The following is an 11,928-nucleotide window of genomic DNA, read 5'->3' as shown; positions in this document are numbered from 1 at the left end:
ATACCCCAAGTGCTCGGTCAGCTCCGCGGTCAACCCGCGCTCCAAGGCCTCCTTGAGCAACGCCGGCAACAAGCCCTGACTGCCCGTCATCTCGACCTCGCCAGCATCAAGACGCTCAAACAACGCATCCAACGCCCCCGAGCGACGCAGCTCCTCCACCGTCTCACGCCCACTAGCGCGAGCCGCAACAACATCATCATCATTCATCATGCATCAATCCTTTCAAACAAAAGACGGATACACAGACAATTAAACACGCCCCCGCGCAGATCTGCGCGTGGGGAATGAAACACGACCCGCGAGGTACGGACAGGGGGCGAGACTGCGGCGCCGAGCGCAGCTTGCCGTATGGACACCAGAAAGCGGACAGGCCAAGTAGCGATGTGAAGTCCTGCGGAGCGTCGCCGACACGAAGTGCCCCATGATCCTCATCTCCTGCACCGATCTGAGACGGGCGCTGTCACAAACTCCCGTTACGTGGACCGCCCCTGCGTGACCTGCGCGAAGGTGGAGATACTGGGGTCATGAACGCACGAACGAACATCGCCCGTCGCATGTGCGGGTCCATTCGTGCCCGAATGTGCAGCTGACGCCGACGTCCACCATTCCCCAGGCTTCCACCCGCCACCACACCGGCAGCCAACGCGCGCCCAGGCGGGTCAGTGCCCCAACACGAGAGTCCCAACGTGCCCTTCTCTGACGACGACTACGCCTGTCCCTGCACCCACGATCACGAGCCCACGCTCCTGTCCTTCGAGGTCATGCCCCCGCGCAAGCCCTCCCTCGAGGCCCCCTTCTGGGACACGGTCGACCGTCTCCTCCAGGTCCGCCCCGACTTCATGTCCGTCACCTACGGCGCCGGCGGCAAGGACCGCCACAACGCCCGCTCAACGGTCCACCGCCTCGTGCGCGACACGCCGATCCAGCCGATCGCGCACCTGACCTGCGTCGGTAACTCGACCTCAGAGGTCGTCTCCACCGTCTACGACTACCTCGACTCGGGCGTGCGCACCTTCCTCGCTCTGCGCGGTGACCCGCCCGTCGGACAAGAAGACTGGACCCCCGGACCCGGTGGCGTCGCCAGCGCTACGGAACTCATCCACCTCATTCGCACCGTCGAAAAGCGCCGCTGCAACGCCCACCCGGGCGAGGCCCTACGCTCCGCCTTCAAGCCTCTGACGATCGCGGTCGCGGCATTCCCCGCCGGTAACCCCGCCGCCGGGACGACCCCGCAGCAGGAGGTCGAGCGCCTCCTCGTGAAGCAGGCAGCGGGCGCTTCCTTCGCGATCACACAGCTCTTCTGGGAGGCCGACGTCTACGCGTCCTTCGTCGAGCTAGCGCGCCGCGCCGGCGTCACCATCCCGATCGTCCCGGGCCTGCTGCCCGCGACCGATCCGGCCCGCCTGCGCCGCGTCCAGGACCTGACCGGCATCGAGGTCCCCGAATACCTCCTGACGACGCTGGCCGACTACCCCCACCAGGATGCGCGCGACGAGTTCGGCGCTGTCTTCGGCTCGCGCCTCGTCCACTCTGTCCTGGATGCGGGCGCCCCCGGCGTCCACCTCTACACCTTCAACAAGGCCAAGCCCGTCCTCGACATCCTTGCCCTCATGGGCGTGACGCCGGACCCGCAGTGGTCCCCGACCTCACACCCCTTCACGCGCAACTGAGCGCACCCCTTCAATCCACCCCGCGGCCGGGTGCGGGCCACGCCCGCGTGCGCCGCACGAGTAGCACACCCAAGGAGAACACCATGTCCGCTGCCCCCGCGCAGTTCCCCACCGCCACGATCCTGGCCTATCCCCGTATCGGCCGCGGCCGCGAGCTCAAGCGCGCCCTCGAGGCCCGCTGGGCCGGGCGCATCACCGAGGCCGAGCTGATCCAGGCCGCCAACGATCTGCGCAAGGAGAACCTCGCGCGCCTCGTCGAGCTCGGCCTGAACCCCTCCGATGCGTCCCTGGCCGACGCGCCCTCCCTGTACGACCACGTCCTGGACGCCACGATCCTCCTGGGTGCCATCCCGCCGCGCTTCGCCGGCCGGCAGGGCCTCGACCTCTACTTTGCGCTCGCCCGCGGCGACGACAAGGTCGGCCCCGAAGAGATGACGAAGTGGTTCGACACGAACTACCACTACCTCGTTCCCGAGATCGGCCCCGACACGCCCCTGCGCTTCGCCGACGACACGATCACCCGCCGCTTCACCGACGCCCGCGAGTGGGGCTACGTGACCCGCCCCGTCCTGGTCGGCCCCGTCACCTACCTGGCCCTGGCCAAGGCCGACCCGGCCACCCCCGACTTCGACCCGCTCACCCGCATCGACGAGGCCGTGGACGCCTACGCGCAGGCCCTGGCCTCCCTGCACGCCGCGGGCGCCCCCTGGGTGCAGCTCGATGAGCCGGCCCTCACCTCCGACAACCTCTCGCGCAGCCGCGCCGAGCTGGGGGAGCTTGCGGCCCGCGTCTACAAGCGCCTCGCCGCCGCAACCGAACGCCCCCAGATCCTGCTCACCACCCCCTACGGTGACGCCTCCCGCGCGGCGGGCGCCCTGGCTAAGACGGGCGTCGAGGCCCTCCACGTCGACACGCTGCGTGGCTCGCTGCCGACGGGCGCGGACCTGTCCGGCGTCACCCTCGTCGTCGGCGCCGTCGACGGCCGCTACATCTGGCGCGCCGACCTGGCCCAGCTGCGCGAGACCCTCAAGGCGGCGCAGGCCCTGGGCGCCGCACGCGTCACCGTCGCCACCTCCAACTCCCTCCAGCACGTGCCTCACGACACGGCGCTGGAGACCTGGGATGACGCGACGCTCAATGAGAACCTGCACGCCTGGCTGGCCTTCGCCGACCAGAAGGTCGCAGAGGTCGTCACCCTGGCCCGCGGCCTGGACGAGGGCTGGGAGGCCATCGACCCCAAGGTCGCCGAGGCAACCCGCGTCCTCAAGCAGCGCGCAGCCGCCCCCGGCGTCGTGCGCCCCGAGGTCCGCAGCCGCACCGCCGCCCTGACCGAGGCCGACCGCACCCGCGAGCCCTACCTCGAGCGCGAAGCCGCCCAGACCGAGCGCCTGCACCTGCCCCCGCTGCCCACGACGACGATCGGCTCCTTCCCGCAGACCACCGAGATCCGCAAGGCCCGCGCCGCCAACGCGCGTGGCGAACTCTCCGACGCGGACTACGAGGCACGCATGCGAGAAGAGATCGCCTCGGTGATCACCCTCCAGGAGGAGCTGGGCCTGGACATGCTCGTCCACGGCGAGGCCGAGCGTAACGACATGGTGCAGTACTTCGCTGAGCTGCTCGACGGCTTCGCGGCCACACGCAACGGCTGGGTCCAGTCCTACGGCTCGCGCTGCACGCGCCCGTCCATCCTGTGGGGCGACGTTTCCCGTCCCGCCCCCATGACCGTGGGGTGGACCACTTACGCCCAGTCGCTGTCCGACAAGCCCGTCAAGGGCATGCTCACCGGCCCCGTCACCATCATCGCGTGGTCCTTCCCGCGCAACGACCTGCCGCTCGGCGAGATTGCCGACCAGATCGGCCTGGCCCTGCGCGACGAGGTCGCCGACCTCGAGGCCGCCGGCATCGCCGCCATCCAGGTCGACGAGCCCGCCCTGCGTGAGCTCCTGCCCCTGGACACCGACCGCCACGCCGACTACCTGAACTGGTCCGTGGGATCCTTCCGCCTGGCCACCTCCAGCGTGCGTCCCGACACTCAGATCCACACCCACCTGTGCTACTCCGAGTTCGGCCAGATCATCGACGCCATCAAGGGCCTGGACGCCGACGTGACCTCGATCGAGGCGGCGCGCTCCAAGATGGAGGTCGTCCCCGAGCTCGCCGAGGCTGGCTTCGACCACGGCATCGGCCCCGGCGTGTGGGACATCCACGCCCCCCGCGTGCCCAGCACCGAAGAGCTCGCCGAGCTCATCGGACTGGCCGCTGACGCCGTGCCGGTCTCGCGCCTGTGGGTCAACCCCGACTGCGGCCTCAAGACCCGCGGCTACGAGGAAACGAAGGCGTCGCTGGACAACCTTGTCTCCGCTACTCGACAAGTGCGTGCCCAGCGCGGCCTGGAGAGTTGAGGCTTCTTCTAGGCGATAGGTGAGGGGCGGGACCCGTTGGTCCCGCCCCTTTCCGTCTGCCCACCACGCGGACACCTCTGTTACACAATCTCATTTCGTGGACACGGTGTTGCCCGGATGGAAATCGTCCGACAGACTAGAGCCATGACGACCTTCGCGAACCCCATGTGCTGCCCCTCCGGCGGCATGATGTCGCGAATGTGTATGTGATTGACGCCCCAGATACCCCTGTCAATCACCGCCGCAGTGATATACCCACGCCGATAGTGGGAGTGCGGCCCCGAAGAATCGGATACACCCATGACCCTCGTCAACACCCCCGTCTCCTCCGTCCGCGCCGCCGACGACCGCCCCACCTCCTACGAGGAATTCCTTGATGTCCTCGCCGGCCTGCGCCTGAGCTCCTCCCGCATCGACATCGACATCGACCGCGGACAGGTCACCCTCGACGGCAGCGACGCCGGGCTCTCTGCCAAGGAACACGACCTCCTGGCCCATCTGGCATCCAACGCCGACCGCGCCGTCACCCGCGACGAGCTCTTCGCGTCCGTGTGGGCCGACTCTGAGCTCGGAGCCGACTCGCGCACCGTCGACGCCCACATCCGACGCCTGCGCAAGAAGCTCTCCATCCTGCCCGACCTCATCTCGACGGTGCGCGGCCAAGGCTACCGCTTCAACTCCACGCCCGCAGTGCGCGTGCGCGTCACCCGCCCCGTCGCCCTCGCCGCCTGATCCCCTCCGCGCCGCGGCCCCGCCGCCACACCCGACCCGGCCACCGCCCGCACTGCCCATGCGACAATCCGGGGCGGCTCCCATCCCGGACACGTGCCCGCGGACAGCAACAAAAGAGAGGGGCCACGGCCTCGTCCATCGAAGCCGCGCCCCTCTGCGACGCTGAGCCCTCTCTTAGATCACGAGCCGCGTGATCTCAGAATCCAACGGCAGCTCCTCCACGTGCAGGGGAGAGGCCTCCATCCGATGACGCAACCCGTCGATATCATCCGGGTTCGTCAGATCAATACCCACCAGGGCCGGCCCCAGCTCGCGGTTATTCTTCTTCGTGTACTCGAAGTGCACGATATCGTCCGCGGGACCCAGCACATCCTCCAGGAACATGCGCAGCATGCCCGGCTGCTGCGGGAACGTCACGAGGAAGTAGTGACGCAGCCCCTCGTGGCGCAGAGAACGCTCCATGACCTCCGCGTAGCGCGTCAGGTCGTTGTTGCCGCCCGACACGACGCACACGATCGCGCCGTCGGAGCGGCCCAGCAGGGCCTTGCGATCCGCCGGATCCGTCAGGTACACGTGAGCGGCCGTCGAAGCGAGGGCGCCTGCGGGCTCGGCGATGACGCCGTCGGATTGGTACAGCTCCAGCATTTCCGTGCACACCGCGCCCTCGGGCACGACCAGCACACAGTCGACGAACTGCGAGGCGATATAGAAAGGCAGCGCGCCCGCCCGGCCCACCGCCGTACCGTCCACGAAGGGATCGACCTTCGCCAGCGACATCGGCTGACCCGCCTCCAGAGCAGCATGCATGGACGCCGCACCCGCGGGCTCCACGCCGATGATTCGCACCTCTGGGCGGTGAGCGCGCAGCCACGTCGCGATGCCCGCCACGAGGCCGCCGCCACCCACGGGGACCAGCACGGCGGCAGTGTTCTCGGGCATCTGCTCCTCAAGCTCCACGCCGATCGTGCCCTGCCCGGCAATGGTGTAGGGATCGTCGTAAGGGTGAACGTAGGTGCGGCCCGTCGCGCGCGCCGCCTCCTGCGCCAGCGCGTTGGCACGGTCGAAGGTGCCGTCCACAATCACCTGCTCGACCCACGTCCCACCGATCGTCGCGATGCGGCGGCGCTTCTGGCGGGGCGTATTCGAGGGCAGATAAATGGTTCCGCGCACGCCCAGGTGCGCGCACGCGTAGGCCAGGCCCTGAGCGTGGTTACCGGCCGACGCGCACACGACGCCGCGCTCGCGCTCGGCGGGGGACAGGAGCGACATGCGGGCGTAGGCGCCGCGCACCTTGAAGGAACGGCACTTTTGCTGGTCTTCACGTTTGAGCAGAATATCGACGCCGGCCTCGGAGGAGAGGCGCTCGGAGCGCTCCAGGTTCGTGCGCACGGCCACCCCGTCGAGGGCGGCCGCGGCCTGCTGGATGTCCTTGGGCGTGGTCACGTGAGAACTAGCGGGCATGAAAACTCCTTCCAATACCCCTCCAGTGTAGTAGTCGCCACCGCAGGTGCGACCCACCCAACCGTATGACGAGTCGCGCACTACCATGGGGAGCGTGAAAACTTTGAAAGATCCCCTGGTCTGGATCGACTGCGAAATGACTGGCCTGGACGTCGAGCGTGACGCCCTTATCGAGGTGGCGGTCGTGGTCACCGACGGCGACCTGCGGATCGTCGACCCCGGCATGGACGTCCTTATTACGCCCCCCGAAGCCGCCCTGGAGAACATGAACGACTTCGTGCGCGCCATGCACACCTCCTCCGGGCTGCTCGAGGACCTCAAGACCGACGCCGTGTCGATGGAGGAGGCGACCGAGCAGGTCCTGTCCTACATCAAGCGTTTCGTGCCTCAGGAGGGCAAGGCGCTCCTGGCGGGCAATTCGGTGGGCACCGACAAGATGTTCCTCGAGGCGAACATGCCTTCCGTCATCAACCACCTGCACTACCGCCTCGTGGACGTGTCCTCCATTAAGGAGCTTGCAAAGCGCTGGTACCGTGCGGCTTTCACCGAGTCGCCGGATAAGCACGGCGGCCACCGTGCCTTGGCCGACATCCTCGAGTCCATCCAGGAGCTGGAGTACTACCGTCGCGTTCTCTTCCCGGCTGAGCCGGTGACGACGGATCGCGCACGCGAGGTGGCTCGCGAGGTCGTCGCTCTCGGCATTCCCACCATGGGTGAGGCGGCCGAGGCCTGATTCCTCGTCCTATTCGCGTGAGGCGGCATCCCGGTGCGGGGTGCCGCCTTTTCGCATGCGTGCACGGTGTTCGCGCGTCCACAGGCACCGATCTGTGTCGGGGATTATCCACAGGGGTCGCATCGGCGCGTCGGCTATCCACAGGTGCTCTGCGTTCGCTTGCTCGGCGGGCAGGTACGGGGGTTTCCTGGACGCATCCGGCACTCGCCGGGGACAAGCGGAAAGGGAAGCAATGATGCAGGATATTTCGACGACCCTGAAGGGGCGTATCGGCTCGGTCCCGACGATGAAACATATCAAGGGAGACACGTGTGTGACGACGTTTCGCCTGGCGATTCCCCGCTGGCGTTTTACGGTCGATGCGCGCACGGGCAACGCCTCCTACGTGGAGGACGGGGCCTACTGGTACACGATTGAGACGTGGGACAAGCTGGCCGACAACGTGGTTCGCTGCTGCTGCAAGGGCGATCCGGTGATCGTGGTGGCCCGACCTGTCCCGAACGCGTGGGTGGACGCGAACGGGCAGATTCGCTCCTCCATCGTCTTCCGGGCGAGTGCGGTCGGGCACGACATGGCGAAGGGCACGTCGCGGTACACGAAGAACGGGGCTCATTCGACGCAGGAGCCGACTGCCGGCAGCCCGGATGATCCTTTTTCGACGAGGCCGGGGCAGGCCTCGCCCGATGAGCGAGGGAACGGGGCGGCGGGGTTCGCCCCCGCGGAGCTGGGGGAGCCCCACGGGGAGGGCGCGACCGACGCGCTGGGAGCGGAGCCCAAAGGAGCGGGTGCGCCAGCCTGCGTGTCCGTCGATGCACCAAGCGCTGCGCCCGGTTTCGATCGGGGAGCGCCGTCCCTTGCGATCCAGCCCGACGTCGAGTCTCACGCGAATGACGGGCGCGGGCCCGCTGAGCGCTCTGGCCCCCTCCTTCACATGCACGACGGGCCCGAGGAGCAGTCCTCGGACCCGTGTATGAGCGTGGTGTCGCGCTTTGATTATTCGGCTGTGGAGCACACCCCGGAGCCACCCGATGAACAGGAGGGGGATGTGCCGGGCGACTGTTAGGCGGGCGCGTGAGAGATGATCACCTGCGCGATGGCGCTAGGGCCGTCGTGGCTGATGGAGACGAAGACGCGCCAGGTGGAGGCCGCCCCCAGCGATTCCTCGCACGCGGCCCAGACGCGGCCGTGCAGGGCGATCGCGGGGCGATCCCACTCGTCGTGGACCACCTCAATCTCGCGCCAGTCCACGTCGTCGGTGCCGATGAGGGGAGGGCGTCCATAGAGGGCGGAGGACCACGCCTTGACGAAGGCCTCCTTCGCGGCCCACAGGCCGCCCGCGTGACGGGCCACTGCCTCCTCGAATCGGGCGGAACCGGGCTGTGCGCCCGAGGTGGCGGCGGCGCGGGCGCGGATCCGGCGGGCCTCCCGGGGCGTCAGCACGCCCGCTAGGAAGGCCGAGCCCGGCTCCCTCACCTGAGCGGCAAACTCAGGGAGGGACACCAGGTCAACGCCGAGCCCGCGCATCGCTCACTTGCCTTCCGGCAGGTGGTAGAAGCCGTCCTCGCCGAGGCGTGCGTTCGGATCCAGCAGGATCGCTGCCTCGACCTCGTGCGCGTCACCCGCGACGCCGGCGGCCGGGTCGTCGGGCAGGCGGCGGCCCTCCACCGAGGTGAACAGCGGGGCGTGGCCCAGCATGCCCATCTCGATGTGACGCTGGCCGTTGCGCAGGCGACGGTCGGAGGCGGCGCGCCAGGCGTGAAGCGCCTCGCGTCCGGCCTCGCGCTCCACGATGGCCTCGAAGGCCGCCGGGTTGACCAGGGCCAGGAAGCCGGAGACGTGACCGAAGCCGAGCGACGTTGCGAACGCCGCGCGCACCGGACCACGCGAGTTCAGGTTCAGCGGGGAACGCAGCCACACGAGCGGGCTGTACTGCTCCATCGCGTCGTCGACGCAATCCAGCGCGACGTTCGCGGGGATCAGGCCCGTGCGGAACACGTCGATGATGCCGCCGACCTGGAACACGCAGGCGCCACCCTTCGCGTGACCCGTGAGGGTCTTTTGCGAGATGACGAGCAGCGGGTTACCGGGGGTGCGGCCCAGCGCCTTGCCGACGCGGGTGTGCAGGTCCGACTCGTTGGGGTCGTTGGCGTTCGTGGACGTGTCGTGCTTGGACACGAAGGCCACGTCGTCGATACCCACGCCGAGCTCGCCGAGGTTACGGGCGATAGCCGAGTCGGCTCCGCCGCGCGCCACAGCGAGGGCACCCAGGCCGGGGGCCGGGATCGAGGTGTGCGCGCCGTCGCTGAAGGTCTGCGCGTGCGCGACGACCGCCAGGACCGGCAGGCCCATCTCGAGGGCCACCGAGCCGCGGGTCAGCAGCACGGTGCCGCCTCCCTGCGCCTCGACGAAGCCGCCGCGGCGGCGGTCGTTGGCGCGCGAGACGAAGCGCGAGGAGATGCCGCGGGCGAGCAGCTCATTCGAGTTCGCCGTCGCGTTCATCGCGCCGAAGCCCACGATGGACTCGACCTGAATGTCGTCGATGGCGCCAGCCACGACGAAGTCGGCCTTGCCGGCCTTGATCTTGTCGAGGCCTTCCTCGATGGACACCGCGGCGGTCGCGCAGGCGCCAACCGGGTTGATCATCGAGCCGTAGCCGCCCACGTAGGACTGCATGGTGTGGGCCGCGACCACGTTGGGCAGGGTCTCCTGCAGGATGTCCTGCGGGTAATCCTCACCCAGGAAGCGGTCGACGAACAGCTTGTGCATCGAGCGCATGCCACCAAAGCCGGTGCCCTGCGTGGAGGCAACGGTCGCCGGGTGAACGACGCGCAGCAGCTCGGCGGGGCTGAAGCCGGCGGACACGAAGGCATCCACGGCCGAGACCAAGTTCCACACGGCGATCGGGTCGATGGAGTCCAGCATCGAGGCCGGGATGCCCCAGCGAGCCGGATCGAAGTCCGTGGGGAACAGGCCGCCGATGCGGCGGTTGAGGGTCGCGCGGCGAGGCACGCGCACCTGGGCGCCGGACTTGCGGGTCACCTGCCACTCACCGAACGCGGTCTGCTCGACCACGGTGAACTGCGGGTCGGCCTCCGCGTAGGAGCGGGCCTCGGCCTCGTCCTCGACCGTGAACGTGATGTCGCGGTCCAGGAAGACCATCGCGGACTCGGGCGTGTAGCCGTCGTGCAGCGGGCCGTCGTCGTGGAAGAAACGCACGCCGGAACGGGCCACGACCTCGTCGCGGTAGCGCTCGAAGATCTCCGACTCGGGGACCAGCTGGTCGTCCTTGTCGTACCAGCCACCCACCGGGGTGTCCGACCACGTCAGCAGGCCGGTCATCCATGCCAGCTCGAGCACGCCCGCGGGGGTCAGCTCGACGCTGCCGTCGGTGTGGATGCCGAGCTCGGCCTGGACGCGGGTACGAGCGCTGCCCCACGGGCCAACCTCGCCGTGACCGACGATGACGACCGTGTCGGCCAGCGACGCAGAGGTGTGACCCCACTGCGAGGGTTCGACGTGGGGGACGGCGACCTGGGAGGGCGAGGGCAGCGCGGAGACGGTCGCGACCGGCTCGGCGGCGTCGGCCTCGGGGGCTCCGACCTCGACCTGGGCGCGCAGGGCACGCAGGTCGATGGAGGAGTCCAGGCCTCCGGTCAGGTCGGCGTCCACCGGGGCGGTGGCCGCCTGGGCGCGAACCTCGGGGCTCGACAGCTTGAGCAGCTGCTCAGCCATTTCCTCGGTCGACCAGGTGCGAACGCCCGCGGCCTCAACGGCGGCGACCATCGGGTCGTTGCCGCCCATCAGGCCGGTGCCGCGCACCCAACCGATACGCGGGTGGGCAATCGACACGCGCGAACCCCAGATCGGCTCGGCGGCCCAGCGTGTCGCGATCGCGTCGAAGGAGGCCTTGGCCTCGGCGTAGGCGCCGTCACCACCGAAGATGCCTCGGTTCGGGGAACCGGGCAGCACGACGTGCAGGCGGTGGTCGGCGTGCGTGTCGGAGCCGATCGCGCACAGGCCAGCGATGGAACGCTCGACGCTCCACAGCAGCAGGCGCAGCTGGTTCTCCGACGCCGGGCCCGCGTCGGCCAGCGTGCCGGAGACACGCGGGGCCGCGAAGGGATAGAACAGCGTCGGGACCAGGGCTTCCTTGGTCACCTTCACATCGGCGCCCACGGACTTGGTCTGCTCGGTGCCGATCCACTCCACGAGCGCGTCCACGTCGCGGTAGGAGGCCAGGTTCGCGGGAACCAGCCACAGCTTCGCGCCGCCCGCGGCGTGCGTGCGGTAGAGCTCCTTGGCGAAGGCCAGGCGCGAGGCGGAAATCGACGAGGAGGTCGCGATGACGGTTGCACCACCGGCGAGCAGACCGCCCACGACCGCGCCGCCGATGGAGGCGGGGGTCATGCCGGTGACCACGGCGACGTCACCGGCGTAGGGCAGCTCCTCAGAGGAGGACAAAGCGTCGGCCGCGATCTGGTCGAGGCGAGCGGCGCGATCGGCGTCGCCCTCGGCGCGCAGGCGGTTCGCCCAGTACGAGGCCTGCTCAGCCACAGCGCGGCCGGTTCCCACGAAGGACGCGCCCTCGGCGAGGGTGCCTTCGGCCACGAAGCGGGCGACGTCCTCACGGGCGGACGCCCAGCGATCGTCCAGCAGGACGGCGCGCGCGGCGTTGAAGCGAGGCTCGACCAGGTCGACCCAGCCCGACCCCAGCTCGGCGGCGACCGCGTCGATGACGCGTGCGTCGTCGGAGGAGTCCTCGCCCGTGGGGGCGGGGGCGTTCAGGCCCAGTTCGGACAGGATCGTGCGAGCGGCCTTGGCCAGGACGCCGTCTTCGCCCGTCACGGACGCGGCGTAGGCGTCCAGGGCGGCGGAATCGACCACGCCGCCGCCGGCGGAACCGCCGGCGCTCGGCAGGGAGACGGCG

8 protein-coding genes and 1 pseudogene are annotated in these 11,928 nt (G+C 69.2%); 5 read left to right on the top strand and 4 right to left on the bottom strand.

The genetic code is table 11. The annotated features are described in order from the left end of the window. Positions 1-207, bottom strand: a pseudogene (locus tag HMPREF1138_RS01250) (IS256 family transposase); the annotation flags it as partial. 479 nt (positions 208-686) lie between these two features. Between HMPREF1138_RS01250 and HMPREF1138_RS01245 the strand changes: the two are divergent. From HMPREF1138_RS01245 to HMPREF1138_RS01235, 3 genes are all read left to right on the top strand, one after another. After that, the gene (locus tag HMPREF1138_RS01245; protein WP_009055584.1) at positions 687-1,670 is read left to right on the top strand and encodes a methylenetetrahydrofolate reductase; all 984 of its coding nucleotides are present in this window, start codon (positions 687-689) and stop codon (positions 1,668-1,670) included. Positions 1,671-1,753: 83 nt separating this feature from the next. Next, positions 1,754-4,075 (top strand): 5-methyltetrahydropteroyltriglutamate--homocysteine S-methyltransferase, encoded by a 2,322-nt coding sequence (gene metE, locus HMPREF1138_RS01240; protein ID WP_009055572.1) that lies wholly within the window; start codon positions 1,754-1,756, stop codon positions 4,073-4,075. 300 nt (positions 4,076-4,375) lie between these two features. Continuing rightward, on the top strand, positions 4,376-4,807 hold the full coding sequence (locus HMPREF1138_RS01235) for a winged helix-turn-helix domain-containing protein (protein WP_009055577.1): 432 nt from the start codon (positions 4,376-4,378) through the stop codon (positions 4,805-4,807). A gap of 174 nt (positions 4,808-4,981) precedes the next feature. On the opposite strand, the gene ilvA is transcribed toward HMPREF1138_RS01235, so the two are convergent. Further along, entirely contained in the window at positions 4,982-6,268 is a 1,287-nt protein-coding gene (gene ilvA, locus HMPREF1138_RS01230; RefSeq protein WP_009055585.1) for a threonine ammonia-lyase IlvA, read from the bottom strand. An 85-nt stretch (positions 6,269-6,353) separates the two neighbouring features. On the opposite strand from ilvA, the gene orn reads away from it, so the two are divergent. Both orn and HMPREF1138_RS01220 read left to right on the top strand, forming a co-directional pair. Further along, positions 6,354-7,001 carry an oligoribonuclease gene (orn, locus tag HMPREF1138_RS01225; RefSeq protein ID WP_009055587.1) on the top strand — a complete coding sequence of 216 codons (648 nt, stop codon included), beginning with the start codon at positions 6,354-6,356 and terminating at the stop codon, positions 6,999-7,001. A gap of 232 nt (positions 7,002-7,233) precedes the next feature. Continuing rightward, positions 7,234-8,064, top strand: a complete 831-nt coding sequence (locus HMPREF1138_RS01220) for a single-stranded DNA-binding protein (protein ID WP_238318583.1) — start codon at positions 7,234-7,236, stop codon at positions 8,062-8,064. On the opposite strand, the gene HMPREF1138_RS01215 is transcribed toward HMPREF1138_RS01220, so the two are convergent. Both HMPREF1138_RS01215 and HMPREF1138_RS01210 read right to left on the bottom strand, forming a co-directional pair. Then, complete coding sequence (locus tag HMPREF1138_RS01215) at positions 8,061-8,525, bottom strand: holo-ACP synthase (protein ID WP_009055574.1); 465 nt, start codon at positions 8,523-8,525, stop codon at positions 8,061-8,063. The two genes, HMPREF1138_RS01220 and HMPREF1138_RS01215, sit on opposite strands and share 4 nt — an antisense overlap. 3 nt (positions 8,526-8,528) lie before the next feature. Beyond that, a partial coding sequence (locus tag HMPREF1138_RS01210) for a beta-ketoacyl synthase N-terminal-like domain-containing protein (protein ID WP_009055582.1) occupies positions 8,529-11,928 on the bottom strand: 3,400 nt, incomplete at its 5' end.

The sequence above is a fragment of the Actinomyces sp. ICM58 genome (assembly GCF_000283035.1).
Classification (GTDB): Bacteria; Actinomycetota; Actinomycetes; order Actinomycetales; family Actinomycetaceae; genus Pauljensenia.
The sequence above is the reverse complement of the archived record's forward strand: the minus strand, read 5'-3'. Positions and strand labels throughout refer to the sequence as shown.

Bases quoted from the DNA above. Each gene is read 5' to 3' on its own strand.
- HMPREF1138_RS01215 (WP_009055574.1), bottom strand. From the start codon at position 8,525: ATGCGCGGGCTCGGCGTTGACCTGGTGTCCCTCCCTGAGTTTGCCGCT.
- HMPREF1138_RS01220 (WP_238318583.1), top strand. From the start codon at position 7,234: ATGATGCAGGATATTTCGACGACCCTGAAGGGGCGTATCGGCTCGGTC.
- ilvA (WP_009055585.1), bottom strand. From the start codon at position 6,268: ATGCCCGCTAGTTCTCACGTGACCACGCCCAAGGACATCCAGCAGGCC.
- HMPREF1138_RS01235 (WP_009055577.1), top strand. From the start codon at position 4,376: ATGACCCTCGTCAACACCCCCGTCTCCTCCGTCCGCGCCGCCGACGAC.
- metE (WP_009055572.1), top strand. From the start codon at position 1,754: ATGTCCGCTGCCCCCGCGCAGTTCCCCACCGCCACGATCCTGGCCTAT.
- orn (WP_009055587.1), top strand. From the start codon at position 6,354: ATGGGGAGCGTGAAAACTTTGAAAGATCCCCTGGTCTGGATCGACTGC.